At 61.6% G+C, this 25,223-nt stretch carries 32 protein-coding genes and 2 tRNA genes; 25 read left to right on the top strand and 9 right to left on the bottom strand.

The features are described 5' to 3' along the window. Positions 1-18: 18 nt before the first annotated feature. The 9 genes from NLY37_RS11330 to derI all read left to right on the top strand — a co-directional run bounded on the left by NLY37_RS11330 (position 19) and on the right by derI (position 9,771). Positions 19-669: a DUF2291 domain-containing protein gene (locus NLY37_RS11330; RefSeq protein ID WP_023691086.1), complete on the top strand. Its 651-nt coding sequence runs from the start codon at positions 19-21 to the stop codon at positions 667-669. Further along, entirely contained in the window at positions 666-2,204 is a 1,539-nt protein-coding gene (locus NLY37_RS11325) for a sugar ABC transporter ATP-binding protein (protein ID WP_023741518.1), read from the top strand. Before NLY37_RS11330 ends, NLY37_RS11325 begins: the two co-directional genes overlap by 4 nt. 25 nt (positions 2,205-2,229) lie before the next feature. After that, positions 2,230-3,363, top strand: coding sequence for an ABC transporter permease (locus tag NLY37_RS11320; protein ID WP_023681691.1), 1,134 nt, complete (start codon positions 2,230-2,232; stop codon positions 3,361-3,363). A gap of 39 nt (positions 3,364-3,402) precedes the next feature. Continuing rightward, complete coding sequence (locus NLY37_RS11315; protein WP_081725422.1) at positions 3,403-4,344, top strand: D-ribose ABC transporter substrate-binding protein; 942 nt, start codon at positions 3,403-3,405, stop codon at positions 4,342-4,344. Positions 4,345-4,453: 109 nt separating this feature from the next. Beyond that, positions 4,454-6,013, top strand: a complete 1,560-nt coding sequence (locus tag NLY37_RS11310; protein WP_023741517.1) for an FGGY-family carbohydrate kinase — start codon at positions 4,454-4,456, stop codon at positions 6,011-6,013. Further along, positions 6,010-7,527: a glycerol-3-phosphate dehydrogenase gene (locus tag NLY37_RS11305; protein WP_023741516.1), complete on the top strand. Its 1,518-nt coding sequence runs from the start codon at positions 6,010-6,012 to the stop codon at positions 7,525-7,527. The genes NLY37_RS11310 and NLY37_RS11305 overlap by 4 nt, the downstream gene beginning before the upstream one ends. Beyond that, a complete protein-coding gene (locus NLY37_RS11300; protein WP_023681687.1) occupies positions 7,527-8,465 on the top strand; it encodes a sugar phosphate isomerase/epimerase family protein in 939 nt (312 codons plus the stop codon). Before NLY37_RS11305 ends, NLY37_RS11300 begins: the two co-directional genes overlap by 1 nt. Positions 8,466-8,539: 74 nt before the next feature. Further along, complete coding sequence (locus NLY37_RS11295) at positions 8,540-9,307, top strand: triose-phosphate isomerase (RefSeq protein ID WP_023681686.1); 768 nt, start codon at positions 8,540-8,542, stop codon at positions 9,305-9,307. Positions 9,308-9,333: 26 nt separating this feature from the next. Further along, positions 9,334-9,771 (top strand): D-erythrulose-4-phosphate isomerase, encoded by a 438-nt coding sequence (derI, locus tag NLY37_RS11290; RefSeq protein ID WP_023672592.1) that lies wholly within the window; start codon positions 9,334-9,336, stop codon positions 9,769-9,771. 15 nt (positions 9,772-9,786) lie between these two features. Here derI and dhaL read toward each other — a convergent pair whose 3' ends face one another. Both dhaL and NLY37_RS11280 read right to left on the bottom strand, forming a co-directional pair. Then, positions 9,787-10,428 carry a dihydroxyacetone kinase subunit DhaL gene (gene dhaL, locus NLY37_RS11285; protein ID WP_023681685.1) on the bottom strand — a complete coding sequence of 214 codons (642 nt, stop codon included), beginning with the start codon at positions 10,426-10,428 and terminating at the stop codon, positions 9,787-9,789. Between the two features lie 26 nt (positions 10,429-10,454). Continuing rightward, positions 10,455-11,462, bottom strand: coding sequence for a dihydroxyacetone kinase subunit DhaK (locus NLY37_RS11280; protein ID WP_023667709.1), 1,008 nt, complete (start codon positions 11,460-11,462; stop codon positions 10,455-10,457). Positions 11,463-12,090: 628 nt separating this feature from the next. Here NLY37_RS11280 and NLY37_RS11275 point away from each other — a divergent pair. The 4 genes from NLY37_RS11275 to NLY37_RS30775 all read left to right on the top strand — a co-directional run bounded on the left by NLY37_RS11275 (position 12,091) and on the right by NLY37_RS30775 (position 14,161). Continuing rightward, entirely contained in the window at positions 12,091-12,822 is a 732-nt protein-coding gene (locus NLY37_RS11275) for a tyrosine-type recombinase/integrase (RefSeq protein ID WP_280938688.1), read from the top strand. Next, entirely contained in the window at positions 12,806-13,132 is a 327-nt protein-coding gene (locus tag NLY37_RS11270) for a site-specific integrase (RefSeq protein ID WP_023681683.1), read from the top strand. Before NLY37_RS11275 ends, NLY37_RS11270 begins: the two co-directional genes overlap by 17 nt. Further along, positions 13,129-13,734, top strand: coding sequence for a hypothetical protein (locus tag NLY37_RS11265; RefSeq protein ID WP_023714406.1), 606 nt, complete (start codon positions 13,129-13,131; stop codon positions 13,732-13,734). Before NLY37_RS11270 ends, NLY37_RS11265 begins: the two co-directional genes overlap by 4 nt. A gap of 232 nt (positions 13,735-13,966) precedes the next feature. Continuing rightward, on the top strand, positions 13,967-14,161 hold the full coding sequence (locus NLY37_RS30775) for a helix-turn-helix transcriptional regulator (RefSeq protein WP_023681681.1): 195 nt from the start codon (positions 13,967-13,969) through the stop codon (positions 14,159-14,161). A gap of 10 nt (positions 14,162-14,171) precedes the next feature. Here NLY37_RS30775 and NLY37_RS11260 read toward each other — a convergent pair whose 3' ends face one another. After that, positions 14,172-14,672, bottom strand: a complete 501-nt coding sequence (locus NLY37_RS11260) for a hypothetical protein (RefSeq protein WP_023741515.1) — start codon at positions 14,670-14,672, stop codon at positions 14,172-14,174. A 32-nt stretch (positions 14,673-14,704) separates the two neighbouring features. Here NLY37_RS11260 and NLY37_RS11255 point away from each other — a divergent pair, with 32 nt between their 5' ends. From NLY37_RS11255 to NLY37_RS11240, 4 genes are all read left to right on the top strand, one after another. Further along, a complete protein-coding gene (locus NLY37_RS11255) occupies positions 14,705-15,034 on the top strand; it encodes a hypothetical protein (RefSeq protein ID WP_023714407.1) in 330 nt (109 codons plus the stop codon). Positions 15,035-15,295: 261 nt separating this feature from the next. Beyond that, a complete protein-coding gene (locus NLY37_RS11250) occupies positions 15,296-15,658 on the top strand; it encodes a hypothetical protein (protein WP_023681678.1) in 363 nt (120 codons plus the stop codon). A gap of 131 nt (positions 15,659-15,789) precedes the next feature. Next, positions 15,790-16,089, top strand: a complete 300-nt coding sequence (locus NLY37_RS11245; protein WP_023681677.1) for a DUF6074 family protein — start codon at positions 15,790-15,792, stop codon at positions 16,087-16,089. A 314-nt stretch (positions 16,090-16,403) separates the two neighbouring features. Then, positions 16,404-16,679 (top strand): hypothetical protein, encoded by a 276-nt coding sequence (locus NLY37_RS11240; protein ID WP_023681676.1) that lies wholly within the window; start codon positions 16,404-16,406, stop codon positions 16,677-16,679. A 92-nt stretch (positions 16,680-16,771) separates the two neighbouring features. On the opposite strand, the gene NLY37_RS11235 is transcribed toward NLY37_RS11240, so the two are convergent. Further along, complete coding sequence (locus tag NLY37_RS11235; RefSeq protein WP_084558939.1) at positions 16,772-17,812, bottom strand: class I SAM-dependent methyltransferase; 1,041 nt, start codon at positions 17,810-17,812, stop codon at positions 16,772-16,774. Here NLY37_RS11235 and NLY37_RS11230 point away from each other — a divergent pair. From NLY37_RS11230 to NLY37_RS11220, 3 genes are all read left to right on the top strand, one after another. Continuing rightward, positions 17,811-17,966, top strand: a complete 156-nt coding sequence (locus NLY37_RS11230; protein ID WP_023681673.1) for a glycosyl hydrolase 108 family protein — start codon at positions 17,811-17,813, stop codon at positions 17,964-17,966. The two genes, NLY37_RS11235 and NLY37_RS11230, sit on opposite strands and share 2 nt — an antisense overlap. Before the next feature lie 202 nt (positions 17,967-18,168). Further along, the gene (locus tag NLY37_RS11225; RefSeq protein WP_023681672.1) at positions 18,169-18,714 is read left to right on the top strand and encodes a cupin domain-containing protein; all 546 of its coding nucleotides are present in this window, start codon (positions 18,169-18,171) and stop codon (positions 18,712-18,714) included. Further along, on the top strand, positions 18,708-19,775 hold the full coding sequence (locus tag NLY37_RS11220) for a glycosyltransferase family 2 protein (protein WP_023681671.1): 1,068 nt from the start codon (positions 18,708-18,710) through the stop codon (positions 19,773-19,775). The genes NLY37_RS11225 and NLY37_RS11220 overlap by 7 nt, the downstream gene beginning before the upstream one ends. Positions 19,776-19,812: 37 nt before the next feature. Here the strand turns inward: NLY37_RS11220 and NLY37_RS11215 are convergent, their stop codons facing one another. Together NLY37_RS11215 and NLY37_RS11210 are read right to left on the bottom strand one after the other, a co-directional pair. Then, positions 19,813-20,040: a hypothetical protein gene (locus NLY37_RS11215; protein ID WP_023681670.1), complete on the bottom strand. Its 228-nt coding sequence runs from the start codon at positions 20,038-20,040 to the stop codon at positions 19,813-19,815. Positions 20,041-20,069: 29 nt separating this feature from the next. Then, positions 20,070-20,384: a hypothetical protein gene (locus tag NLY37_RS11210; protein WP_023681669.1), complete on the bottom strand. Its 315-nt coding sequence runs from the start codon at positions 20,382-20,384 to the stop codon at positions 20,070-20,072. 511 nt (positions 20,385-20,895) lie between these two features. Here NLY37_RS11210 and NLY37_RS11205 point away from each other — a divergent pair. Next, complete coding sequence (locus NLY37_RS11205; RefSeq protein WP_023681668.1) at positions 20,896-21,087, top strand: hypothetical protein; 192 nt, start codon at positions 20,896-20,898, stop codon at positions 21,085-21,087. 47 nt (positions 21,088-21,134) lie between these two features. Here the strand turns inward: NLY37_RS11205 and NLY37_RS11200 are convergent, their stop codons facing one another. The 3 genes from NLY37_RS11200 to NLY37_RS11190 all read right to left on the bottom strand — a co-directional run bounded on the left by NLY37_RS11200 (position 21,135) and on the right by NLY37_RS11190 (position 21,914). Beyond that, positions 21,135-21,458, bottom strand: a complete 324-nt coding sequence (locus tag NLY37_RS11200) for a hypothetical protein (protein ID WP_023681667.1) — start codon at positions 21,456-21,458, stop codon at positions 21,135-21,137. Positions 21,459-21,466: 8 nt separating this feature from the next. Continuing rightward, entirely contained in the window at positions 21,467-21,721 is a 255-nt protein-coding gene (locus tag NLY37_RS11195; protein WP_023681666.1) for a hypothetical protein, read from the bottom strand. Between the two features lie 118 nt (positions 21,722-21,839). Then, positions 21,840-21,914: transfer RNA gene (locus tag NLY37_RS11190), tRNA-Asn, on the bottom strand. A gap of 231 nt (positions 21,915-22,145) precedes the next feature. On the opposite strand from NLY37_RS11190, the gene NLY37_RS11185 reads away from it, so the two are divergent. The 4 genes from NLY37_RS11185 to NLY37_RS11170 all read left to right on the top strand — a co-directional run bounded on the left by NLY37_RS11185 (position 22,146) and on the right by NLY37_RS11170 (position 25,171). Further along, positions 22,146-22,406, top strand: a complete 261-nt coding sequence (locus NLY37_RS11185) for a PGPGW domain-containing protein (protein ID WP_027050334.1) — start codon at positions 22,146-22,148, stop codon at positions 22,404-22,406. A 337-nt stretch (positions 22,407-22,743) separates the two neighbouring features. Continuing rightward, positions 22,744-22,817: transfer RNA gene (locus NLY37_RS11180), tRNA-Cys, on the top strand. A 109-nt stretch (positions 22,818-22,926) separates the two neighbouring features. After that, a complete protein-coding gene (locus tag NLY37_RS11175) occupies positions 22,927-23,601 on the top strand; it encodes a protein-L-isoaspartate O-methyltransferase family protein (protein WP_023714408.1) in 675 nt (224 codons plus the stop codon). A 184-nt stretch (positions 23,602-23,785) separates the two neighbouring features. Then, positions 23,786-25,171 (top strand): TolC family outer membrane protein, encoded by a 1,386-nt coding sequence (locus tag NLY37_RS11170; protein WP_023667706.1) that lies wholly within the window; start codon positions 23,786-23,788, stop codon positions 25,169-25,171. The last annotated feature ends 52 nt before the right edge of the window (positions 25,172-25,223 follow it).

The raw sequence follows: 25,223 nt of genomic DNA, 5'->3' as shown, positions 1-25,223 counted from the left end.
ATCGCTGGTGGTTGCATCATGAGCGCGAAGGCTGCCACCGCCCGGCAAGCTTCGCCCAACCTGCGCCGGGTCCTTGCCAGCGCCGCGGCTCTGGTTCTGCTCGGCGCCATGGCGCTCGACACCAAGGTGATCAAGATCGGCTCTGCCGGCGATGTTCGCAACGCCGTGTTTTCGGCCGCCGACTACGGCAAATCTGAATTCCCCAAGGTGCAAGCCGATGTCGAAGCGCGTGCCGCCGACGCCGCGACGGTGGCGACGGCGATCGCCAAGGACAGGGCGACGGCCGAAAAGGAATATGGCGTGCCGGCGGGAGTCGGACCGGTCATCTCGGTCAAGTTCACCGGCGTCGTCGGCGAGGGAAAATCGGGCATCTACAAGGTCGCCGTCGACGGTTTGCCGGACACGTTGACCGTCCGCGTACAGACTGGGCCGGCGATCAACGGAACCGAGCTTCGCGACGCCACCGGCAAGATCACCTTTGGTCAGTTCACCAACCAGATCGAGTATCAGGACGCCGGCTCGGCGCTGAACAACGAGATGAAGAAGGAGGTGCTGGCGAAAGTCGATACCAGTGCCTTGACCGGCAAGACAATAGCGGTGGTCGGCGTCTTCAAGCTGGTCAATCCGAAGAGCTGGCTGGTCACACCGGTGAGGCTGGACGTCAAATGACAATGACTGCCGGCACAGAACCCGCGACTGGCGATGCCGTGCTTTCGGCGCGCAATGTCGTCATGTCGTATGGCGGCGTCCACGCGCTCAAGGGCGTCAACTTCGACATCCATCGCGGCAAGGTCACCACCCTGTTCGGAGAGAATGGCGCCGGCAAATCGACGCTGATGAAGATCCTGTCCGGCGTGGTGACGCCGACATCCGGCGACATCGTGCTCGACGGCAATCTCGTCAGCTTTGCCTCGTCTTCGGACGCGCGCGATCGCGGCATTTCGATCATCCACCAGGAGCTCAGCCTGGCGCCGAATCTGAGCGTTCGCGACAACATCTTCATGGGCCGCGAACTGCGCACCAGAACCGGCCTCGACTTCGCCGAGGAGGCGCGCCAGGCGCGGGCGCTGATGGCTGACCTCGAAGAAGACATCGATCCGATGACCCTGGTCGAGGACCTGCGCCTGGGGCAGCAACAGATCGTCGAGATCGCACGCGCGCTGTCGGTCGATTCCCGCATCCTGATCATGGACGAGCCGACCTCCGCACTCAGTGCGACCGAGGTGGAGGTGCTGTTCAAGGTGATCCGCGATCTGACCAGCCGCGGTGTCTCCATCGTCTACATCTCGCATCACCTCGAAGAGGCGCTGCAGATCACCGACTACGCCGTCGTGCTGCGTGACGGGGCGATCACGGCAACGGCCGAGGCCAAGGACATCGACCTCGAATGGATCGTCCGCAACATGGTGGGCGAGAATTTCGATCTCGGCTCGCCGCCGACCGGCCACGAGTTCGGCGCGGTGGCGCTTTCGATCGAGGATGTCAGCGTCACCGACGCTTCGGGTTCAGGCTACGTCGTCGATCATCTGTCGCTGGATGTCAAAGCGGGCGAGATCGTCTGCATCTATGGGCTGATGGGCGCGGGCCGCACGGAATTGCTGGAGGCCGTCGCCGGCCGTGTGCCCATGGCGGGCGGGCGGGCGCTGCTGGAGGGTGAGGACGTTTCGGGGCTGACCATTGCCCAGCGCATCGCCCGAGGTCTGGTTCTGGTCCCCGAGGATCGCCAGCGCGATGGCCTGGTTCAGACCATGACCGTCGGCCGCAATCTGTCGCTTGCCAGCATCGAGGCGTTCGCGAAAGGCCTGTTCCTCTCCCGGCCGAGGGAACGCGCACTGATCGACGATTCGATCCGCAAGGTGACCATCAAGACCGCGGGCGGCAACGCCATGATCGGGTCGCTGTCGGGCGGCAACCAGCAGAAGGTCGTCATCGGCAAGATGCTGACGACAGATCCCAAGGTCATCCTTCTCGACGAGCCGAGCCGCGGCATCGATGTCGGCGCCAAGGCCGAAGTCTTTCGCTTGCTCAGCGAGCGCGCCGCGCAAGGCTTGGCGGTCGTCTTCTCGACTTCGGAGGTCAATGAGTGCCTCAGCATCGCCCATCGCATCGTCGTGATGCGGCGCGGCAAGATTTCAGCCGAATTCGGCGCCAACGCCACCAAAGAGCAGATCATGGCCGCCTCCGGCGAAGCCGTGGTCGCCTGACCATAGAATTTCGGAGCCCCGACCCATGAGCGATGTCAGCCAGGCCAGCAAACAGTCCAGCCCCAATGCGGGCGGCGAGGGCTTCGACGTGGCCAAGCTGCTGCTCGAAGGCCGGGCCTTCTTTGCCCTGATCGTCATCATTGTCGTCTTCTCGATCCTGTCGCCCTATTACCTCTCGGTGGCGAATTTCCTGACCATGGCCTCGCATGTCGCCATCTTCGGGATTCTCGCCATCGGCATGCTGCTCGTCATCCTCAATGGCGGCATCGACCTGTCGGTGGGGTCGACGCTCGGGCTTGCCGGCGTCGTCGCCGGTTTTCTGATGCAAGGCGTGACGCTGACCTGGCTCGGCGTCGTTCTCTATCCGCCGGTCTGGGTGGTCGCGGTGCTGGCCTGCATGCTGGGCGCCGCTGTCGGGCTGATCAACGGCGTGCTGATCGCGCGGTTCAAGGTTCCGGCCTTTGTCGCCACGCTCGGCGTCATGTACATGGCGCGCGGCCTGGCACTGCTGATGACCAGCGGCCTGACCTACAACAATCTCGGCGGCAAGCCGGAGTTGGGCAACACCGGTTTCGACGCGCTTGGCTTCAACCGTCTGTTCGGCGTGCCGACCGGCGTGGTGGTGCTGGCGGTCATCGCGCTGATCGGCAGCATCGTGTTGAACCGCACCGCGTTCGGGCGCTGGCTCTACGCCTCGGGCGGCAATGAGCGCGCCGCCGAACTGTCCGGCGTTCCGGTCAAGACTGTGCAGATTTCGGTCTATGTGCTTTCAGGCATCTGTGCCGCCATTGCCGGCCTGATCCTGTCCTCGCAGTTGACCTCGGCCGGACCGACCGCTGGCACCACTTACGAACTGACGGCCATCGCCGCCGTCGTCATCGGCGGGGCCGCACTCACCGGCGGGCGCGGCAACATTCGCGGCACCCTGCTCGGAGCCTTCGTCATCGGCTTCCTGTCCGACGGTCTGGTGATCATCGGCATCTCATCCTACTGGCAGACAGTGTTCACCGGCGCCGTCATCGTGCTCGCCGTGCTCCTCAATGCCGTTCAGTATCGCCGCCGTAGCAAGCTTCCAGCTTCGACGGGCGGCCAACCGACTTCTCAGAAACGGGGGAAGGCCGAACCGGCCAATCCTGCCCAAGGGAAGACTGCCAGCTGACTGGCAGCAAGACCGCGTAAAATCATTGGAGGAATGTACATGAAAATCGTGCTTAGAAGTTTGCTTGCCGCCGCGATGGTGGTCGGGTTTAGCGCAGCCGCATCGGCCGCGGGCCTGATCTCGATCATCGTCAACGATCCGGCCAACCCCTACTGGCTGACCGAAGGCAACGTTGCCAAGGCCGAAGCCGAAAAGCTTGGCTATACGGCCAATGTCGCCGCCCACAAGGGCGACACCAATACCGAAAGCAATCTGATCGACACCGCCATCACCAACAAGTCGGTGGCGATCATCCTCGACCCGGCCAATGCCGATGGTTCGGTCGGCGCGGTGAAGAAGGCGATTGCCGCCAACATCCCGGTTTTCCTCGTCAATGCCGAGATCAACCAGGAAGGTCTTGCCAAGGGACAGCTCGTCTCCAACAACGCCCAGGGTGCGGCTCTCGGCGCCCAGCAGTGGGTGCAGGCGGTCGGTGAAAAGGGCAAGTATGTCGAACTGCTCGGCGCCCCCTCGGACAACAACGCCGCCACGCGCTCGAACGGCTACGCGACTGTGCTGAGCCAGTATCCGGATCTCGAAAAGGCCGCTTCGCAGGTCGCCAACTGGGATCGTACCCAGGGACACGACAAGATGCAGAGCATGCTGCAGGCCAATCCCGACATCATCGCGGTGATCAGCGGCAACGACGAAATGGCGCTTGGCGCGGTTGCGGCGCTGAAGGAAGCCGGCAAGCTCGCCGGCATCAAGGTCGGCGGCTTTGACGGTTCCCCGGATGCGGTTGCGGCCATCAAGTCCGGCGAACTGCAGTACACCGTGCTTCAGCCGGTGGCCATCTTCTCGGCCAAGGCTGTGCAGCAGGCCGACTCGTTCATCAAGTCGGGCGCTACCGGCGCCACCAGCGAGAAGCAGCTGTTCGATTGCCTGCTCATCACCAAGGACAATGTGGACAAGTACACCGCACCCTTCGTGCTGTCGGAATAAAACGTGCTCAGGGGGTGTCCTTTGCGGACACTCCCTGGCTCTTCCACGGCTCCAGACAATAAAGACTGCTCCTTGTGAATTGCCTTCATAACCATCCGGAACGTGCGGCATGAAAGACCTGCTGATCGGGATCGACGCGGGAACGTCCGTGATCAAATCGGTCGCTTTCGATCTGTCGGGGCGGCAGCTTGCCATGGCGTCGGTGACCAACAGCTTCGTCACGCTGGAAGGCGGCGGCGCCGAGCAGGACCTTAATCAGACCTGGCGCGACATGGTGCTGACCGTTCTCGATCTGGCGACGAAAATTCCAGACCTCGCGCGGCGAACCGCGGCCGTCGCGGTCACCGGGCAGGGCGACGGCACCTGGCTGATCGATGGCGACGGCATGCCGGTCGGGCGCGCCTGGCTCTGGCTCGATGCGCGCGCCGGACATCTGGTGGACGAGATGCGCGGCGATCCCCGGGATCGCACGCGGTTCGCGATCACCGGCACCGGGCTCAACGCCTGCCAGCAGGGCGCTCAGCTCAGCTGGATAAAACGGAACAGCCCGGAAATTTTGGAGCGCGCCGCCACTGCCTTTCACTGCAAGGATTGGCTCTATTTCAAGATGACCGGCGAGCGCGCCACCGATCCCTCGGAAGGCACCTTCACCTTCGGCGATTTCCGCGCGCGCAGCTATTCCGACGAGGTGCTCGACATTCTCGATCTGACGTCGCACCGCCGCCTACTGCCGCCCATGCTCGAAGGCACGACCGACCATCATCCGCTTTCTGCGTCGGCAGCAAATGAGACCGGCCTGCTTGAGGGCACGCCGGTGGTGCTGGGCTACGTCGACATGGTCAGCACCGCGCTTGGCGCCGGCCTCTATGATCCAAGCGGCAATGTCGGCTGCACGGTCATCGGCTCGACCGGCATCCACACACGCCTGGCGCGCACAGCCGACGATGTCGTCCTCAACGACAATGCATCAGGCTACACGATCGCCATGCCGGTTCCTGGCGCCTATGCGCAGCTGCAATCCAACATGGCGGCGACGCTCAACATCGACTGGCTGCTTGGCCTGGCACGCGACGTGCTGACCGCCAGCGGCGCCAAGCCTTCGCGCGACGAATTGCTGAAAGCGCTCGATGTCTGGGTCGAAGGATCGGAGCCGGGATCGCTGGTCTATCAGCCCTATATCTCGCTCGCCGGCGAACGCGGACCGTTCGTTGACCCCGACGCACGCGCGGGCTTCATCGGCCTCTCGGTCAAGCACGGTTTTGGCGATCTGGCGCGCGCCGTTCTCGAGGGATTGGCCTTCGCGGCCCGCGATTGCTACCAGGCCATGGGCAGCATGCCCAGCGAGATCCGCCTGTCCGGCGGCGCGGCGCGCAGTCCGTCGCTGCGCCGTATTATCGCCGCGGCAACCCGCGCGCAGGTCAGAACCAGCAGCCGCCAAGAAGCAGGTGCCGCGGGTGCGGCGATGATGGCCGCGGTCGGGCTCGGCTTTTATCGCTCGATGGATGATTGCTGCACCGAATGGGTGACGCCGCTTCTGGGCGAATGCGACTCCTATGACGAGGCGCTTTCCCAAACCTACGATGCGCTGTTTCCATCCTTCGTCGCGGCGCGCCAGGCGCTGCGGCCGGTGTGGAAAGGCATGGCGCACCGCACAGGAGCTAAGTCTTGAGCGATGAAACGGATATTGTCGATCTCTTCGTGATCGGCGGTGGCGTCAACGGCGCCGGCATAGCGCGCGATGCCGCGGGTCGCGGGCTGTCGGTCATCCTGTGCGAGAAGGACGATCTGGCGCAAGGCACCAGCTCGCGTTCCGGCAAGCTGGTGCATGGGGGCCTGCGCTATCTCGAGTACTACGAGTTCCGGCTGGTGCGCGAGGCGCTGATCGAGCGCGAGGTGCTGCTTGAGGCGGCGCCGCACATCATCTGGCCGATGCGCTTCGTGCTGCCGCACAGCCCCGAAGACAGGCCGGCATGGCTGGTCCGGCTCGGGCTGTTTCTCTACGACCATCTTGGCGGCCGCAAGCGCCTGCCGGGAACGAGGACGCTGAATTTGAGAACCGCGCCGGAAGGAGCGCCGATCAAGGATGAATTCAAACGAGGCTTCGAATATTCGGACTGCTGGGTCGATGATGCACGGCTGGTGTTGCTCAATGCGCTCGACGCCAGTCAGCGTGGCGCAAAAGTCTTCACGCGCACGGCCTGTATTGCCGCCAGGCGCGAAGGCGGCCTGTGGTCGATCGACATGCAGGATGGCCGCACCGGTGCTGTGACGAGGGTCCGCGCACGCGGGCTGGTCAACGCGGCCGGGCCGTGGGTGAATGACATCGTCAGCCGCGTGGCCGGGCAGAATTCCGCCCGCAACGTTCGCCTGGTGAAAGGCAGCCATATCGTCGTGCCGAAATTCTGGGATGGACGGCAAGCCTATCTGATCCAGAACAATGACAAGCGGGTGATCTTCGTCAACCCGTATGAGAACGATCTGGCGCTGATCGGCACGACGGACATTCCCTACGAGGGCCGGCCCGAAGAAGTGGCGGCCGAGGCCAGCGAAATCGATTATCTGATCAAGGTGGTCAATCGCTACTTCAAGCGACAGCTCACCGCGCAAGACGTGGTCTACAGCTTCTCGGGCGTGCGTCCGCTCTATGACGACAATGCCGACAATCCAAGCGCGGTGACGCGCGACTACATCTTCGAACTCGACGCCCCGAACGGTGGCGCGCCGCTGCTTTCTGTGTTCGGCGGCAAGATCACCACCTTCCGCAAACTGTCCGAACATGCGCTGGAAAAGATCCAGCCCTTCTTTCCGACCATGAAGAAGGCCTGGACGGCCAAAATTCCCCTGCCGGGAGGCGACCTGCCGAATGCGGATTTCGAGCAGTTCCTGGGCGATCTGCATGCCGAGTTTTCGTGGCTTAGCCCGTCGCTGGTGAAGCACTATGCCCGCAGCTATGGCACGCGCACGCGCGCCTTGCTGAAAGGCGTAAAAGGCGAAGCCGATCTCGGCCGGCGTTTCGGCCCGGATTTCTATGAGCTCGAAGCTGTCTTCCTGTTCGAGACCGAATGGGCGATGACCGCCGCCGACGTTCTCGAACGCCGGACCAAACACGGGCTGCATATCAATGCGGCCGAGCGGAAAACATTCGAAGACTGGTGCACAAAGACAATGGAGGCGGTGAACTGATGGCCTTCACGCTTTCGCTGAACACCAACCCGCTGGTCAATCGCTTCGCCGATCCCGACGATCTGATCGACGCCATTGCCTATGGCATCGGCATCCGCGACGTGCAGCTGACGCATGAATTCGTCAATCCGGGCTGGCCGGCGGCAACGATCGCCAAGTTCGTTCGCCTGTTCAACAGCGCCCTGGCGCGAACCGGCGTGCGGATCACTTCGGGTATGACCGGTCCCTATGGCCGGCTCAATCATTTCGGCCATCCGGACGCGGATGTGCGCCGCTATTATGTCGATTGGTTCAAGACCTTCGCCGACATCTCCGCCGAACTCGGCGCGTCGGGCATGGGCACGCAGTTCGCCATATTCACCTACAAGGATTTTGACGATCCGCAGCGGCGCGCGGCGCTTCTCGACATCGCGCTCGAATGCTGGCGCGAAGTGGCCGAGCACGCCAAGGCGGCGGGCCTGACCTACCTTTTCTGGGAACCGATGTCGGTCGGCCGCGAGTTTGGCCACACGATCGAAAGCTGCGTCGAATTGCAGGGCGCCATCGATGCGGCCAAGCTGCCGATCCCGATGCAGATGATGGTCGACATCGACCATGGCGACGTGACCTCGCCCAATCCTGACGACACTGATCCCTATGCCTGGGCGAAAGCGTTCCCGTTGCAATCGCCGATCATCCACATCAAGCAGTCGTCGATGAACAAGGGCGGACACTGGCCGTTCACCGCCGCCTACAACAAGGATGGCCGCATCCTCCCGCAGAAGCTGCTCGACGCCGTGCGGGTGGGTGGCGGAACCGACAATGAGATCTGCCTTGAACTTTCCTTCCGGGAGAGGGAACCGGTCGATCATCAAGTTATTGCCATGATCCGCGAGTCGGTGGATTTCTGGGCGCCTTACATCGACAGCGGCCGCGACAGTCTCAAGCCTCGCGCTTGAGGGAAAGCGCCGGCCCGTAGGCCGGCGCGCTGGCCGGAAACACGCATCAGAATTTCGGATCGAAGGAGAGAAGAATGGCCCCATATTGGGTCGGCACGAGCTGGAAAATGAACAAGACGCTGGCGGAGGCGCTGCAGTTCGCCGAGGCATTGGCTGCCTTCGTGCCCGGCTTCGATCCGGCGATACAGCCTTTCGTCATTCCGCCCTTCACCGCGGTGCGGCAGGTCAAGGCGGCGCTCGCCAACACCCGCGTCAAGGTTGGCGCCCAGAACATGCATTGGGCCGATGCCGGTGCCTGGACGGGCGAGATTTCGCCGGTGATGCTGAGGGATTGCGGGCTCGACCTGATCGAACTCGGCCATAGCGAGCGTCGTGAGCATTTTGGCGAAACGGACAAGACCGTGGGACTGAAAACCGCAGCGGCAGTCAAGCACGGCTTCGTACCCTTGATTTGTGTCGGCGAGACGCTGGCGGAGCGCGAGGGCGGCCGCGCCGACACAATTCTGACCGCGCAGGTTTTGGGCGCGCTGCAGGGTCTCGCAAACAATGAGTTGTCGGCAGAGATACTCTTTGCCTATGAACCGGTGTGGGCGATCGGCGAGAAAGGCATTCCGGCCAGCGCCGACTATGCCGACAAGCAGCAGGCGCTGATCAAGCAGATCGCAGCAACCCGGTTGCCGACCGCCCCGCTTGTGCTCTACGGCGGCAGCGTCAATCCCGGCAACGCGGCCGAACTGATTGGCCAGCCGCATATCGATGGGCTGTTCATCGGCCGCTCGGCATGGCAAGCGGAAGGCTATATCGACATTCTCAAAAAGGCGTCGGCCGCCATCGCGCGCTGACCACGAAAACGAAGGAGTTAATTGCCATGAAGATCGCACTCGGAGCCGACAGCGCCGGCAAGCCGCTGCTCGATGTCATCGCCAAGCATCTCGCCACCAAGCCAGAACTGCAGGTCGTCGATCTCAGCCAGGCCGGATTCTACGCCGATATTGCCGCTGCGGTCGGCCACGAAATTGTCGACGGCAATTACGACCGCGCCATCCTGTTTTGCGGCACCGGCATCGGCGTCAGCATCTCGGCCAACAAGGTGCCCGGAATCCGTGCCGCGCTAACCCACGACACCTATTCGGCGGAACGCGCTGCGAAATCCAACAATGCCCAGATCATCACCATGGGTGCGCGCGTCATCGGCCCCGAACTGGCCAAATCGATCGCCGACGCCTGGCTGGCCTCGGAGTTCGATCCGAACGGTCCCTCTGCCGCCAATGTGCAGGCTGTCGACAAGCTCGACGCGAAGCGCTGAGGATTCGCTCCCGACCTAGCCGGTCAAGGCGATCCGCATCGCCTCGATGACGGTTACGGCGGACGCCGCGCCTGGATCCATGTGGCCAAGCGAGCGTTCGCCGAGGCGGGAGGCCCGGCCCTTGGTGGCGATCATCGTCTTGGTCGCCTCCGCGCCGGCCTTTGCCGCCTCGGCTGCAGCCGCGAGGCTGCCGGCCAGCCCCTTGCCGGCGGCCAGGGCCTCGCCCGCAGCCGTCGCGGCCGGCGCCCACGCATCGATCATCGTCTTTTCACCAGGCTCGGCCTTGCCGCGATCCTGAATGCCTCTGGCCATCGCTTGGAACATAGCGACCGCGTCGGAGTCGTCGAGCGTCGCCTTGCCCTTGACGGCGGCCGCGCCGCGCATGAACGCAGTGGCATAGAGCGGGCCCGAGGAGGCGCCGACGGCGTTGAGGAACGACTTCGCCGCCGCGTTCAGCAAGATGGTCGGATCGGTGGTGCCGGTATCCAATGCGGCCACCGCATCGCGTGCCGCGGAAAATCCAAGCTCCATCGCAATGCCGTGGTCGGCATCGCCGATCACCCCGTCGAGCGCGCACAACCGGTCCCGGTCGGCTGACATAGCGTCGGCGATGGCCGCGAACATCGCGGCAAGGCGCGTGGTGTCGATTGTCGTCATCTCTGGTTCCTTGCCGTTCGCCAAGTTTACCCGGCGCGAAACATGGCGCAGTCGCAAGGGTGGTCGAGCATCGTTTGCAACTCGTCGTCGAGGTGGTGCAGCGTAATCGAAGCGCCGGCCATTTCGAGCGAGGTGCAGTAATTGCCGACCCAGCTTGCGTGAATGGATACACCGATATCGTCAAGCCGCTGCTTCACGCGCCGGTTCATGATGTAGAGTTCCATCAGCGGTGTCGAACCCAGCGAATTGACCAGCACGGCGACCTTCTCGCCGCGTGCCGGCGCCATCTCGGCCAGAATCCTGTCCAGCATTTCGTCAGTGATCTCGTCGGCCGTTTTGAGTTTTCCGCGTGCGATGCCGGGTTCACCATGGATGCCCATGCCGATCTCCATCTCGTCGGGTCCGATTTCGAAATTCGGCCGGCGGGTTTGTGGCAACGAACAGGGCGCCAATGCGACGCCCATGGTGAATGTGTGGTCGTTGGCCTTCCCGGCAATGCGTTCGCATTCATCGAAAGACAACATCCGGTCGCAGGCAGCGCCTGCCGCCTTGAAGATGAAGAAGTTGCCGGCGACACCGCGCCGCTTGTGCCTGTCGCCAACGGGCGCGGAAGCGACGTCGTCCGTGCTCAGCACCGTGCGCACCTCGATGTCGTCCATTGCTGCCATTTCGGCCGCCATGTCGAAATTCATGACGTCGCCGGCATAGTTGCCGTACATGAACAGCACACCGGCGCCGCCGCTCGCCGCCTTGGCGCATTCGAGGATCGGGTCGGGCGGCGGAGAGGCGAAGACATTGCCGATGGCCGCCGCGTCGGCCAGCCCCTTGCCGACGAAGCCGAGAAAACTCGGCTCGTGGCCCGAGCCGCCACCAATGACGAGGCCTACCTTGCCTTGGCGCGGTCCATCGCGGGCGATGATCGAGCGCGGGCTGCCGTCAACGGCTTTAAGGTGGCGGGGATGCGCTGCCAGGATGCCTTCCAGCATCTCGTCGACGGCGCGGTTGCCGTCATTGATGATCTTCTTGGTTTGCACCAACGTCCTCCCGATTTGGTATTTTCATAGATGATATCGGGCGTTATCAGGCTGCCTCGAGCGAGGGCAGGGGCGCGATGCCCACAAAACTGCCTTCGATCGGCTTCGTAGCTGTTTACCAGCCGTTCTGGCAGAACCGAAGCGGACCGACGTGCACGGACAATGGCGCTGTAGTGTACAAGATCGCACCACGGCTTAGAAAAGGCGGTGGCTCCCGGGGCCGGATTCGAACCAGAGACCAACCGGTTAACAGCCGCTCTCGGGATAGCCCACCAGCGCCATATACCGGTTGTTCCACTCCTGAAAAACCCCTTGTTTCATAACGGTTTCAGCTTTCCTGTTGCACATTAGAGCACACAGGGCAACATAGGCAGCAGTTGCATCCTGTTGCCCCGACGTTGCCCCGGAGAGCCCTAATGCCCCGCGAGAACCTGACCGACAACCGCCTGAAGGCTTTGAAGCCGGCTGCTCCTGGCAAGCGATACGTGATCATGGATGCCCAAGTCCCGAGCATGGGCGTCCGCGTAACCGACAAGGAGCCGTCCAACGGTTCAAAGCTTAAGGCCGGACAAGTCAGCTTTGTCTACATCGCCCGTTTCGGTGTTGCAACTCAGCCAGCCGCCGCGCGCTGGGAGAGTACGACGTCATGTCGCTTGAAGCGGCACGCACCAAGGCGAGGCAGTGGGCAGCGCTCATTGATCGCGGCATTGACCCGAAGGTCCAGGCTGACGAGGAGCGGCAGGCGGCGGCGAGGGCAGCGACAGAGAGCCGTGACCGGTCTTTCGAAACCATCCTTGAACGGTTCATCAAAGCCCGGCGCCGCGATGGCATCCGCAAGGCCGACGAGGACGAGCGCGACCTCAACCGGGAATGCCTGCCGAAGTGGAAGGGCAGGGACGTCGCCACCCTCACCAATGCCGACATCATGGAAGTGGTCGAACCGATCTATGCGCGCGGCGCGCAGCGGCAGGCGCTCAACATCGCCCAGAAGATCGGGACGTTCTTCGGCTGGTGTGTCGATGACGACCTGATCACCGCCTCACCCTTCCGGGCAAAGAAGGTGCGCACCACCATCGGCGAGAAGGGATCAAGGGACCGCGTCCTGACCGATGCTGAGATTGGGGCGCTCTGGACTGCCACGGCCGCTGGCGACGTCTACAGCGCCGTCTATCGGCTGCTGCTGCTGACCGGCCAGCGCCTCAACGATATCGCCCAGGCGTCTTGGTCCGAAGTCGACGTGGACCGCAAGACGCTGACTGTGCCGGCGGCGCGCTTCAAGTCCGGCCGCGATCACGTTGTGCCTCTCACCGAAGAAGCTTTGTTCTCTCGACGGCGCGGGACCGGTGACGATCGGCCATAAGGTCAAGCTTCGGATTGACGCCGCCATGCTCGCAGCGCTTCGGAAAGACGATCAAGAGGCCAAGCTGCCGGCGTGGGTCAATCATGACATCCGCCGGACGGTTCGCACCCGGCTGTCCGAGCTCGACGTGATGGACGAGGTTGCCGAGGCTGTCATCGGGCATGTGCCTACGGCGCTCGTCAGGACGTACAACCAGTCTGACCGCCTCAAGGTGAAGCGAGACGCCCTGACGCGTTGGGAGGGCGCCCTTCTGGCGCTGACGGGCCGCGAGACGGCCAGCAATGTCGTTGCTATGAAGGTGGGCAAATGACGATCAAGGGTGTGATTTCCGGCACGACCATTTCGCAGCGCCAGGTCGACAAGCTGTCAGAACTGCTTGCCTCAAGCGGTTTCATCCCTCCCGACGATGACTGGTTGCTGGTGCGTCTGCAGGACATTGTTTTCCGCTACGAGGAATTGGCGGAACGTCTCGACCCCAAACTTGTGGCCGAGCGCACTTCCCGATTCGCTGAATATCGCGAAGCGATTATCACGACGGACAGGCTCCTCGACGTGTGGGCGGACGGGATGACCTCCCCCCGGCTCAACCCTGAGGTCGTGACCAATCAGGGAGTTTGGGACGAGATGCCCGTTCGGCATCTCAATTCAGACGAGGAACTGGCTTCGGCTCTGATGCCGCCGGAGTTTTCCCAAGCTGATATCGACGTCGCCAAGCGCGTCCATGCACATCTTGCCGAGCTTTTTGACAGTGTGCACCGCAGCTATCTTGAGGGCCGACGGGTGACCAACGAACATCGTGAGAGGATTGCGACGGTACAGGGTTTTGTGCGGCTATGGTGCCAAGCGATGAAAATTCCCCAATCGGACATCAGAATATCGGCCAGCACCGGCAGCCCCGCTATGAATTCATAGAGGCTGGCGTGTCGATGGTCCTTGGCACTCCGATGGAGCGAGAGACTATCGAGAAGCAGGTGATCGCATATCGGAAAAAGATCAAAGAGAGTCAGCACTGACGTTTGCCACCGTCGGCCAGGCCTAATACGACGCGTCAATTTAAACGCCAAGAAACACTACATTTAGGTGTATCCGTCCGGAAGAAAATGCATATCTTAGGAGGCCTTCGTAAGCAACGTAAGGCACTCCAATGCAAACTCTTATCGCCTTCAGTGAACTCCCCTCCAAGGGGATCGTGTACTCTCGAAATTACATCGACCGCATGATCAAGGAGCACCGGTTTCCTAAGCCGGTGTTCCTTTCGCCCCGTCGGCGCGCCTTTGTCGAGGCTGAGTTAGATGCTTGGGTGAAGGCCCGCGTCGACCAGCGAGACGCGGTGGCCTAATGACCACTGATCACGAACATAGCGCCGCTATCGATGAGGCTGCAGCCTGGCTGCGATCTGGCAGCCGGGAGCGCATCAGCCGGCCAATTATCCCCCACCTGAAGCAGGCGTTCGGCCTGACCGCTGCTGAAGCGATCGAAGCGATCAGGGAAGCGAACCTGCGGCGGGCCCGCGCCACATGAGCGAAATTACGCCTAGCCGTAAAACTGGCCGACCGAAGGGCTACATCGCCAACTACCAGCCGCAGACCAAGACGCTGGCGCTGCTCGATGCGGTCGACATGGTTCTCACCGAATACCGGGAACACTGGCCGCTCACGATCCGCCATGTCTTTTATCGGCTGGTCGGCGCCTACGGTTATCCGAAGGATGAGTCGTTTTACTCGAAGCTGATCGACCATATCGGCAACGCGCGCCGCGGCCGGGTGATCCCGTTCAATGCGATCCGCGACGATGGCGTGGTCACGCACCGCATGGACCATTTTGACGACCAGAACCATTTCCTGCGCCATGTGCGGTGCTCGGCGAAAACTACCATCGGAACATGCTCGCCAATCAAAACCTCCACGTCGAGGTCTGGTGCAAGGCCGGCGGCATGCTGTCGCAGCTCTTCAAGGTCAGCCGAGAATTCTCGGTGCAAGCGTATTCCTCAGGCGGCTTCGACAGTCTCACCGCGAAGAAGGATCTGGCCGATCGAATATGCGAGATCGCAAAGCCGACGGTGATCCTGCACCTGGGCGACTATGACCCGAGCGGCAAATCTGTGACAGTCGACCTCAAGCGCATCGCCCTGACTGCTGACCAAATGTTTCGCTATTCGCTGCCTACCGCCGCCCAAGAAGACCGACAGCCGCACCGCGCGATGGGAGGGTGAGACATGCCAACTCGAGGCGCTGTCGCCCGACAACATCGCTCATATCTTGCGGTCACATATCATCGACCTGTTCGACGTTCACCAGTTCCATGAAGACCGCGATATACAGGCACGCGAGCGGCAGTTGATCACTGCAGCCTTGCCGGCCCCGAGGGGGGATGCGTGACCGTCCAGCCCAGCCCATTCATCCCCGGCGCCGACGCCAGCAATCCGCGGTGGACCGGCTAGCGGAAGAAGATCCAGCGCAGCGCTGCCATCCACATGAGGTGGGGATCCACGTTCAAGGAATGCGAGGAGGCTTTCGCCGACTGGCACCACTGCGCCCTGCAAATCGTTCACGCCGAGAACATCAGCTTTCGGTTGCTGGCCTTCGTCCGACAGCACCTCAACATGAAGGCCGGGACCATCAGCGGCACGAATTTCGAATTTGCCAAGATGGGAGGAGGCTGCTCAATCAAAACGACATCCCGCGAGATAGGCCTGTACGAGCGGCTCGGCCTGTTCATCGTGAGCCGGTGGCGGCACAAAATCCCGGGTGGTGGCATCAACGAAGTGCGGACGCTTCGGTTGGCGCTGCCGACGCCCTTCAATCCAAAGTTTACAGCGAGAGGTGAGGAGCCATGAGGACCACAGTGGTCCCGCATGCCGGCGCTGGTCTCCTGGACCACAGTGGTCCCGCATGGACCTTTCCCGCACCCCTCCGCAGGCGAGACCACAGTGGTCCCGCTAATACAGCCATCTTGCTCGGGTGACGCATGACACAACTCGACCTTTTCAAGCAGCCAGCAAGGAAGACCGGCCAGATAGTGGCATTCCCCGCCGATCGCCGCGCCGTCCTTATCCGCGCCACCGCCCACGAACTCTGCACCCTCCACTATATCGCCGGCCGCAAGTTCTGGAGCGAGCACGTCAAAGGCCTGCGAGCCCAGCTTCGCGCTGTCGGTATTCCCTGCCGCCAAGTCGATATGGAAATCCGTCGATACTCGGCAGCCGTTGCCAGCACTATCGACCATTCCATGCCCAATCATGGAGCGCCGCCGCCAACGGCAGCATAACCGTCCGCGAAGCGGAACGAGTGGGGGTGTGGGGCCTCAGGCCCCGCGTCTTCCTGTCAGCGCTAAACGCCGCGCGCGCGAGGCTCCTCATTGCCCCTGTTTGCATTGAAACTGAGTTCTGAGAAAACCGCCCAATGCTCCTGCTCGGAACGCGACTTTTTCTCACCCGCTGCTAAGCGTCAGAAAAGAGCGCACACTAGCGCCCATCCGGCTTCAAACCGGTTGTTCGCACGCGTGAAACCCTTGCAAACCAGCCATTCTTGCCGCATCGTCTGCGTCGATAATTCATCTGGGGCAAGGCAAAGGCAACGAAAGTGCTAGCCATCAACCCCGCTCAAGCGCCTGACATCGCCCGCAAGTATGGCGGCCTTGCTCAAGGCATGCTGGACCGCCGCACGCGCGAGTGGCGCCGCCGGCAGGAGCTTGTCGACATGTTCGCCCAGGCGCTCGGCGGTGCTGACACACTGACCCCAGTGAAGGGCAAAATTCGAAGCGTCGACGCGATTTCGAAGGCGATCCGGGAGAACCCGGAACGTGCCATCCGGTTTGCAAGGCAGCCGGGGAAAACCTCGACGCCTGGTTCCCGATGAACCCGAAATAGACGCTAGAAGACGCTCTGCGGACGCACGGCCTGATCAACTAGTCCAGGCCGACCCTGCGCCGGATGCGTGTTGCCAGCAGGCTAAGCAGTTCCCGCGTGGGGATGGTGTCTCTGGCGGCCGGCACCTTGACGATTTCCCGCTCGATCTTCACCGGCTGGATTTCGCGATAATCCGGCCCGACTTCGGCATCGAATTGCGCGTGATGCCGCAGAGCGAGCTTGATGCGGACGGCGTTTAGGGCGTCGTTGGAAAGCGCCGCATGGGTGTCGCTGCGGCGCAGCTGCACCACGAACTCCGAACCGATATTCTCTTCGATGAAAGGCGATCTTAAAGTTGACAAGCTTGAGCGCGTTCAACTCGAAAATCGCCAGCTCGAACATCGCCGGCGTGAAGAACCATGCGTGGTTGTCGACATAGGGCCTGCTGTCGGACATGTCGCCTTTAAGGTCGCCCTGATATTCCGTCCATGCCGCTTCAAGGCTGTGGGCGTAGCCGAGCGGCGAGTGATCGCCTTTGATCCACGCCGACTTTCCGCCGCGTGTCGCCGCCGAGCATCGCCCCTCAAACAGCGCTTCCGGTGAATGCCTGATGCGGCCTTCCCGGTAGGCGGTGAGAATTTCGCGCAGGCTGGTGGGAGACTTGAGCAGGTCGAAGCATTTTCGCATATCGGGAACGGCCAGCGAAATGATGCCGTCCGGCTTCAACAGGCGGGAGCATTGCTGCAGGAAGCGAATAAGGTCCGGCGTATGCTCGATCACGTGGCTGGCGATGAGGCAATCAAAACCATCCGACCGGACGGCCAGGGCGGCTTCGTCCAAGGGCTGGCCGGTCCAGACGATGTCGACATTTTCAATCTCGTCAACCTTGTTGCGGATGACTTCGGCCGTGTGACCACGGGCCATCTCGCGCAAAGCATCGCCGTCCTGGAAGTCCACTATTGTCGTATCCCAGCCGTCCGCCCTCGGAGCGATCGGGCTGAAGAACGGCCCGATTTCAATTATCGACATGCTGGTTTTGTCGATATTTCTCTTTCCTCCGCAAAGTAATACCCCGCCCGGCCGTCTGATATTTGCTCGCGCGCGCTTCGTCCAGCCCGCCAGTTGGCGGAAAGGAACTCGCATGGCTGTTTCTAGCGAGAAGCAAAGCCTTGACCTCGTGCTGGTGCACGAACGCGGCTACTCCAACCATCCTGCCGACGGCCCGACCATGAAGGGCGTGACCCAGCGTGTTTATGACGGCTACCGCAAGCGCAAGGGCCTTGCGCTTGCGGTATAGCAAGACGCCGGTAGCGGTTGGCGCAGCCGGGTGATGTCGTCGAACCGAAAGTCAAACGGCAGTTCCGCTCCACTCTCCAATCGGAGAAATTGGCTACAGTGCCGTCCTCTTTGATTGCGTGGCCTTCCACGCTGCCGTTGAAAGACAGTTAAAAGAAGGGCATGAGGAGCGCTGCCAAAGCTAGTTAGATTGGATGAGTCCTATGACGCAGAGCATTCTCGATAAGACATTGGCAGGGGCCCAGAAGGATCAGGAGACGGTTCGATCCGGCGAGCCGATCGGCAAGGTCCCCGACGGCGTGACGTTTCACGACATGACCGCTCACCTCGACGACAGGGGAAGCGTCACCGAGGTCTACGACCCTCGCTGGAATTGGCATCCCGATCCGCTTGTTTTTTGCTACATGTTTACCATACGACCGAGAACGGTGAAGGGTTGGGCGCTGCATAAGCTTCACGAGGATCGATACTTCGTTGTCGATGGCGAGATGGAGGTCGTCCTGTATGACCCAAGGCCCGAGTCGAGCACCTGCGGACAGGTATTTCGGATTGTTCTGTCTTCAGCCCGACCACGCCTGATGAACATCCCCAGATTCGTCTGGCACGCGGACCACAACATCGGCGCGAGGGACGTTAGAGCAATCAATTTTCCTACAATGCAATATGACCACGCCAATCCCGACAAATACCGGCTGCCGCTGGATACCGATTTGATCCCGGTCGACTTTGGCGGCCTCAAGGGATGGTAGACGACGCTCCGCCGCTCTTCAGCGTTCTGATGCCGACCCATAATCGTCCCGACTCTCTTGCCTATGCGATCCAGTCGGTGCTGGCGCAGACGGAGCAATCGTTCGAGCTTCTGGTCGTTGGCGACGGTGCAGCACCGGAGACCGAAGCGGTCGTGAAAAGCTTTTCCGACCCGCGCATTCGTTGGTTTGATTTCCCCAAGGCGCCTCACTTTGGCTATGCCAATCGAAATCTGGCGCTTCGATCGTCACGCGGGGAATTGATAGCCTTCGCCGCCGACGATGACCTGATGATGCCGGATCATCTTGCACTCATGCGCGGCCAGTTCGTCGATCCGTCGGTGGCACTTGTCTACGGCCAGGTCCTCTGGGTCTCGACCGACGGCATTTGCGGTCCTGATCTTACCAACCTGTTTTTTCCCGAAGAGCGGCGCCAATTCATGGCGAGAGGGAACACGATAGCGGCCTCAGGCGTCGTATATCGCGCCAGCGCTCTTGCAGAGCGGACGGTGTGGCCAGAAGATGTGAACGGGGCGGGAGACTGGGAGATCTGGCGTCGGATCGTGCTCACAAAGGGCTTCGCCGCCGTGCGCTACCTTCGCCTTCCTACGTGCCTGCATTTCTCCGCTAAGTGGAAAAACCTCAGAGACTCCGGATTCGCGAGGCTGACGGGCTTCATCAAAGCGTGTGAGACGTCGATCTGGTTTCCGGCGCCGCTACGGGTCGCCATTCCGACAGGACACCTGGAACAAAAGGTCTTCTGGGACATCATGTGTGTCGATCCCGATGGCTGGACCGCGCTCATTCGGGAAGCCGCAGCCGACGCCGTGAACCGACTTGCGCTCGACCGTCTCGAAAACCTGGCTACACCCGACTCGCCGCCCACACCACCTCCTCCCCCCGCTGCCCCAGATGACGGCCGAGCCGAGGCGCTTGCGGTAGAAGTACAGGCTCTCGCGATTGAAAGGGACGCTATGAAGATGGAGATGGAGGCGCTCAAGCGCTCGAAGAGTTGGCGTTGGACTGCCCCTTTAAGGCAATTGCGAAGGCATATCGGCCGATAGGAGCCGGCGCCAAAGGGCATGAAGCGGCCGGATAATCCTATTCGTCCCCGTCGCCGAGGTACGCCTTCACACGTCCGAAATCGCGGTACATTCCGCCGTTCGGGTGTTTCTTCTCATGCCAGGTGATCGCCCAATAGCCGGTGTCCTGAAGACCCTCCATGACCATCACCCGATCGCGGTCGGTCGGGAAATGCTCCTTGAGAAGATCGTTGACGGCATTCAAGCCGCCGTCTCGGTAGGCTTGCAGATATACATCATCGACCATGGGATAATTCCCCTTTTCGCGGACTGTTGCTACCGACAGGGATGTTGTAGCCGGTGCTCTAGCAAGAGGGTTAAGACCTCTTCGGTTTTGTCCCGCCGGTGCTTCTCTGCCAAAGCGACTCTATCATTGCTAGGCCCCAGCGGCATCGATATCAGGAGGTCGGTGAGTTGCGGGTTGCACTCGAAGAGGATTGCCCTGGCCAGTAGGTCGGCCGGCTCGCAGAGGCCTTTGAACCGGTCGATCCCGGCGCCAAGGCAGGCTTCGAACGCCTCCCGCTTAGTAGTTTCGGCGCCCGCGGTGCAGATCGTCGCACCCATCACCAACAAACAAAGCATCGCTTTCATGGCTGAAGCATCGCGCGCAAGCTTCGCCCCCGCAAGGGTGTGCTTGAGTTTTTAAAGGTGTCGGCGCATCATCACCGGCGGAGCGTGAGAACTCCCGCGAATGGCCCTGCCGGGCCATCTGCACCCAGAGCGTTGGCGGGGCGATCCCTCCAAGGATCGATATTGCCAACGGGTAGAACGAGCCGACTTAGCCGTCGGAGCGAACGGCAGCACTATGCCGGGAGAGCGGCGGCTATACAAGACCCGAAAGGGAAAGGCCGTTCGCGCATGGTCTCTGGCCATGTTCTCACCCTCCCGGCGCCAGTGCTGTCCACTGGCAACCGGCCGTGAGAAGCCGAAACCAGAGAGCCTACATCATGACCATCCATCAACCTGAAATGCGCCGTGAAGACGGGGCAATCTTCCTCACCGTGGCGGAAAACGACCGCCTGGGGATAGCAACCACGATAGAGCGACTGATCGACCTGCTCGACGCCATGAGCCCGGATCCTGATCTCGAGGAAAGCCTCGGATGGGATATGGCAGCCAATTGGAATTGCACGCCCAGGACGGCGAGCGCGAGGAGGAGAACGAGCACGGCGGCGACATCAACGACGAGCCGCACGACGGTAACGAGCTTGAGCAAGACGCGGTAGACTGTGACTGGCCCGGCTTCATATGGGGCGGCGGTGAAGGTGGCGGACGCGCGCGCGAAAGCGCCTGAAATTAAGCACCCTGCTTATATGGGCCCGCTGGCACGGTGGCGGGCTTTTACTTGGGGCGAGTAGAGGGTGGCGACCGACTTGCGTCGTATGATGCTGAGCCTTTTTCAAATGGCTTCGTTCCCATGTGGAGATCGAAAAACGCCCAAAAAAGTATCTCTAATTCGGCAGAGGTTTTGCGAAGCGCCTCCAGGCCGATTTCTTTCTCGACGGGATTTAGAATGTTTTTGGGTGTCTTAAATCTCATGTGCAGCACTTGCATCCGGTCCGCCACTGGCCCGTTTGCTGACAGGGAAAAATTCAAAACTCCATGCGCCAGCATGTCGCGCGTTTCTTTGAGATCGCTCATCATTTGAAAGGTGCGTTCGACCATGCTGACGGTTAGCCCGCGCTTTGATTTCCCCGCGACAAGGCGGCACGAACGTCCCGCACCTTGTCTTCTATGCGGGTCCTCATCGCTGTGGACACCCGGTCGTCGACCTTGCCCGAGCTCACGCCTTTGAACACGCCCTCGCTCATGACCAACAAATCGAACTTTTGTTCAACATAGGACCAAAGCGCCAGAATTCTCCCGATCTCGGCCAGCATTGCCTCAGACCGCAACGGCATAAATGAGCCCGAATTCTTCTGAGACATGACCGGTCATTGGCCTCTGCCCGGCGGACAGGCATTGAGTTGTTGCCCCAGGCGTTGCCCTGACGCTTTAATCGGCAAATCTGCCGAGCCTCGAATATCACTAAGTCTTTGAGAAGATTGGCTCCCCGGGCCGGATTCGAACCAGCGACCAACCGGTTAACAGCCGGTTGCTCTACCACTGAGCTACCGGGGAATAGAGGCTCTCATGTGAGTGGCGCAGCCTATAGCAAACCCTTTTCGGCTTTGCAAAGAAGCATTTCGCATTTTTTAGCGCATTTTCACCCAATGGTTTCTGGCAATCGCCGGATGACACCACATATGAGCCGTCTTGGGCGCCGTCGGACCTTGGTCGGCGGAACCTGAAAGGCGATTGCAGCCTTTAGCGCATATGGCTTTATCGAAGGCAACCGGATCGACTTTCGACATGACTGCAGCAGACGAAAACCAGGCACCGGCGCGGAAAATCTCGGTGTTCGGGCGCGAGTTCACCATGCCGCGCTCGCGCGGGCTGAGGATCGCCATCGGTATCGTGCTGGTGTTTTTCGGCCTTCTCGGTTTCCTGCCGATTCTCGGCTTCTGGATGATTCCGCTCGGCCTTTTGGTGCTTTCCTACGAATTTGCCGCGGTGCGCCGACTGCGGCGCCGGTTCGTCGTCTGGTGGGAACGGCGTCGCCGGCCAAATTGAAAGCGATGGTGCGGGGTTCCGGTTCAGCGGCCGCTTCGCTTTCCAGCCCCTCGCAGATTTCCCCCTCGAAGATCCCTCGAGAACGGCAGCCGCCGGTGCCAGCCGCGTGCGATTATGCGGCGAAGCCGGTTTGCTCCCGCTGCGTAAAGCTGCGGGTTCGAGTTTCGCCGGTCGCGCAGCACGCTTGACGAGCGGCCAATATGCCGGTGCGCCAAGCGCTGAAACCGCTCGGGAACCACGTTGCGGAGGCTGATGAGGAAAGCGCGCCGGAATGCCGCGCGGACGCTTGACGACCTTTCGCTGCCACCATATTGAGTTCGCTCGCCGGGAGCGATGAGGCCTCGTGGCGGAGTGGTTACGCAGAGGACTGCAAATCCTTGCACCCCGGTTCGATTCCGGGCGAGGCCTCCAGTCGCTTCACCTCCCGCATGCCGGGGGCTTGAGTTCAGGTCGAATGCGCCGCAGTGTCGGCGCGACAAGCGCATTTCAGCGCATTGGCTTTTGACGGATTGGTTAGGACATGAGCGCTGATTTCTCCGAACTTCGCGTCAAGATGGTCGACGGCCAGGTCCGCACCACCGATGTGACCGACGCAGCATTGCTCGATGCCATGCTTGCCGTGCCGCGCGAGGCCTTTGTCGGGGCCGACCAACAGGCTCTCGCCTATATCGACGAGGATATCCGCATCTCCGACGGCGCCGATGGCAGCGGTGCGCGCTACCTCATGGAGCCGTCGCCACTGGCCAAGCTTTTGCAGTTGGCCGAGATCGACGCCGGCGATTCGGTGCTCGATGTCGGCTGCGGCACCGGTTATTCCGCGGCGCTGCTGTCCAGGCTGGCCAAATCCGTCGTGGCGCTGGAAAGCGATACCACACTGGCGGAAGCAGCCAAAGCGGCGCTTTCGGCGCAGGGCTGCGATAACGTCACCGTGGTCACCGGCCCACTGCCGCAAGGTCATGCCGCCAAGGCGCCCTACAATGTGATTCTCATCGGCGGCAGCGTCGAGAAAGTGCCTGCGGCGCTGCTTGACCAGCTAGCCGAAGGCGGCCGGCTGGTGGCTGTGGAAGGGCAGGGCAATGCGGGCGTAGCCCGGCTCTTTTTCAATGCAGGGGGGGTTGTAACCGGAAGACGGGCATTTAATGCGGCAATTAAGCCACTACCCGGATTTGAACGCATTCATGCCTTCGAGTTCTAAGTGATTTTGCCTTGCAGCAAAGACTCTGTCATGTTGGCTTGCGATTGAACAATCGTTGCTGATTGGTTAACCGGGGTTCGGGAGGCTGTCAGCGGGGGAACGATACATCGACGCGGCGCTGGCCGATCCCTAGGGATGGGCTGGCGTGGCGTAGTTCCCGTGCAAAACGAATGAGGGATATAAAGTGCCGTCCTTAGCCAAGAGTCTGTTTGTTACCGTCCTCATTTCCGCGACAGCGCTTTCGCCGATAGCCGCCTCGGCGGAAACCATTCTCGGCGCGCTTTCCAAGGCCTACCAGAACAATTCCTCGCTGAATTCGGCCCGTGCCGGCGTGCGCGTCACCGATGAGGGCGTGGCGATCGCCAAGTCGGGCTATCGCCCGGTGATCACTGGTTCGGCCGATATCGATTACACCTCCAGGCACCTAAACGGCAGGAACGCGAGCCTGGCATTGACCACCGGCAGCTTCGGCGTTCGGATTGACCAGACGCTGTTCGACGGCTTCCAGACCAAGAACAGAGTCGCGTCGGCCGCTGCACAGGTGAGGGCCTCGGTCGAGGGCCTGCGCAACACCGAAGAGAACACGCTGTTCAACGCGGCGAGCGCCTATATGGACGTGATTCGCGACCGCCAGGTGGCGGTGCTAACCGAACAGAACCTTCAGTTCCTGACCGAGCAAGCACGCGCGGCACGCTCGCGCTTCGAGGTCGGCGAGGGCACGCGCACCGATGTGGCGCAGGCCGACGCGTCGCGTTCGGCCGCGGTGGCGCAGTTGAGTGCCGCCCGTGCGCAGGCTCTGGCCAGTGCGGCAACCTATCATCAGATCGTCGGTGACGAACCGGGCAAGCTCAAGGCCGCGTCGCCGTTGGCGAAGCTGTTGCCGAGGAGTCTCGAGGCGGCGATCGGTATTGCATCGAACGAGCATCCGGCCATCCTGGCCGCCCTACATTCCGTCGATGCAGCGGGATTTGATGTAAAGACGCAGGAAGGTGCGTTGCTGCCGCAGTTGACTGCCAGTGCCGGCCTTTCCCATGCCTATCAAAATACCGTACCTGGCGCGGGGAATTCGGACGGCGACTCCAATGCGGCCACCGTCGGCGCGACGCTGACCGTTCCGATCTATTCGGGCGGCCGCACCTCCGCACTCGTTCGTCAGTCGAAGGAATCGCTCAGCCAAGCTCGCATCGAGGTGGATGTCAGCCGTGACTCGGTGCGCCAGGCCGTGACCTCGGCATGGACGCAATACATCGCAGCGCGGGAAAGCGTCGACGCCAACCGGCAGGTGATCGCGGCCGCACAATTGGCGCTCAACGGCGTCATCGAGGAGCGCAATGTCGGACAGCGCACCACGCTCGACGTGTTGAACGCCCAGAACGCCGTCATCTCGGCAAAGATCGACCTCGCCAGCTCCGAGCGCGATGTGGTTGTAGCGAGCTACGCCATCCTGTCGGCCATGGGCCGCCTGTCGGCCGATCGCCTGGCGTTGAATGTGGTGAAGTACAAGCCTGAAGAGCACTACAGAGCCGTCAAGGACAAGTGGATCGGGCTGCGTACGCCGGACGGTCGTTGAGCCCACCCGAGCGGCTCAAATCCCGCCAGGGTTGAAAGCATTTCACGCCGCG

It is taken from the genome of Mesorhizobium sp. C395A, assembly GCF_030323205.1.
Classification (GTDB): Bacteria; Pseudomonadota; Alphaproteobacteria; order Rhizobiales; family Rhizobiaceae; genus Mesorhizobium.
The sequence above is the reverse complement of the archived record's forward strand: the minus strand, read 5'-3'. Positions and strand labels throughout refer to the sequence as shown.

Excerpts from the sequence above, each read along its gene's own strand:
- NLY37_RS11330 (WP_023691086.1), top strand. The coding sequence starts at position 19 with ATGAGCGCGAAGGCTGCCACCGCCCGGCAAGCTTCGCCCAACCTGCGC.
- NLY37_RS11325 (WP_023741518.1), top strand. The coding sequence starts at position 666 with ATGACAATGACTGCCGGCACAGAACCCGCGACTGGCGATGCCGTGCTT.
- NLY37_RS11320 (WP_023681691.1), top strand. The coding sequence starts at position 2,230 with ATGAGCGATGTCAGCCAGGCCAGCAAACAGTCCAGCCCCAATGCGGGC.
- NLY37_RS11315 (WP_081725422.1), top strand. The coding sequence starts at position 3,403 with ATGAAAATCGTGCTTAGAAGTTTGCTTGCCGCCGCGATGGTGGTCGGG.
- NLY37_RS11310 (WP_023741517.1), top strand. The coding sequence starts at position 4,454 with ATGAAAGACCTGCTGATCGGGATCGACGCGGGAACGTCCGTGATCAAA.
- NLY37_RS11300 (WP_023681687.1), top strand. The coding sequence starts at position 7,527 with ATGGCCTTCACGCTTTCGCTGAACACCAACCCGCTGGTCAATCGCTTC.
- NLY37_RS11295 (WP_023681686.1), top strand. The coding sequence starts at position 8,540 with ATGGCCCCATATTGGGTCGGCACGAGCTGGAAAATGAACAAGACGCTG.
- derI (WP_023672592.1), top strand. The coding sequence starts at position 9,334 with ATGAAGATCGCACTCGGAGCCGACAGCGCCGGCAAGCCGCTGCTCGAT.
- dhaL (WP_023681685.1), bottom strand. The coding sequence starts at position 10,428 with ATGACGACAATCGACACCACGCGCCTTGCCGCGATGTTCGCGGCCATC.
- NLY37_RS11265 (WP_023714406.1), top strand. The coding sequence starts at position 13,129 with ATGACGATCAAGGGTGTGATTTCCGGCACGACCATTTCGCAGCGCCAG.
- NLY37_RS30775 (WP_023681681.1), top strand. The coding sequence starts at position 13,967 with ATGCAAACTCTTATCGCCTTCAGTGAACTCCCCTCCAAGGGGATCGTG.
- NLY37_RS11260 (WP_023741515.1), bottom strand. The coding sequence starts at position 14,672 with ATGGCGCAGGAAATGGTTCTGGTCGTCAAAATGGTCCATGCGGTGCGT.
- NLY37_RS11255 (WP_023714407.1), top strand. The coding sequence starts at position 14,705 with ATGCTCGCCAATCAAAACCTCCACGTCGAGGTCTGGTGCAAGGCCGGC.
- NLY37_RS11250 (WP_023681678.1), top strand. The coding sequence starts at position 15,296 with ATGAGGTGGGGATCCACGTTCAAGGAATGCGAGGAGGCTTTCGCCGAC.
- NLY37_RS11245 (WP_023681677.1), top strand. The coding sequence starts at position 15,790 with ATGACACAACTCGACCTTTTCAAGCAGCCAGCAAGGAAGACCGGCCAG.
- NLY37_RS11230 (WP_023681673.1), top strand. The coding sequence starts at position 17,811 with ATGGCTGTTTCTAGCGAGAAGCAAAGCCTTGACCTCGTGCTGGTGCAC.
- NLY37_RS11235 (WP_084558939.1), bottom strand. The coding sequence starts at position 17,812 with ATGCGAGTTCCTTTCCGCCAACTGGCGGGCTGGACGAAGCGCGCGCGA.
- NLY37_RS11225 (WP_023681672.1), top strand. The coding sequence starts at position 18,169 with ATGACGCAGAGCATTCTCGATAAGACATTGGCAGGGGCCCAGAAGGAT.
- NLY37_RS11220 (WP_023681671.1), top strand. The coding sequence starts at position 18,708 with ATGGTAGACGACGCTCCGCCGCTCTTCAGCGTTCTGATGCCGACCCAT.
- NLY37_RS11215 (WP_023681670.1), bottom strand. The coding sequence starts at position 20,040 with ATGGTCGATGATGTATATCTGCAAGCCTACCGAGACGGCGGCTTGAAT.
- NLY37_RS11210 (WP_023681669.1), bottom strand. The coding sequence starts at position 20,384 with ATGAAAGCGATGCTTTGTTTGTTGGTGATGGGTGCGACGATCTGCACC.
- NLY37_RS11205 (WP_023681668.1), top strand. The coding sequence starts at position 20,896 with ATGGGATATGGCAGCCAATTGGAATTGCACGCCCAGGACGGCGAGCGC.
- NLY37_RS11200 (WP_023681667.1), bottom strand. The coding sequence starts at position 21,458 with ATGGTCGAACGCACCTTTCAAATGATGAGCGATCTCAAAGAAACGCGC.
- NLY37_RS11195 (WP_023681666.1), bottom strand. The coding sequence starts at position 21,721 with ATGTCTCAGAAGAATTCGGGCTCATTTATGCCGTTGCGGTCTGAGGCA.
- NLY37_RS11185 (WP_027050334.1), top strand. The coding sequence starts at position 22,146 with ATGACTGCAGCAGACGAAAACCAGGCACCGGCGCGGAAAATCTCGGTG.
- NLY37_RS11175 (WP_023714408.1), top strand. The coding sequence starts at position 22,927 with ATGAGCGCTGATTTCTCCGAACTTCGCGTCAAGATGGTCGACGGCCAG.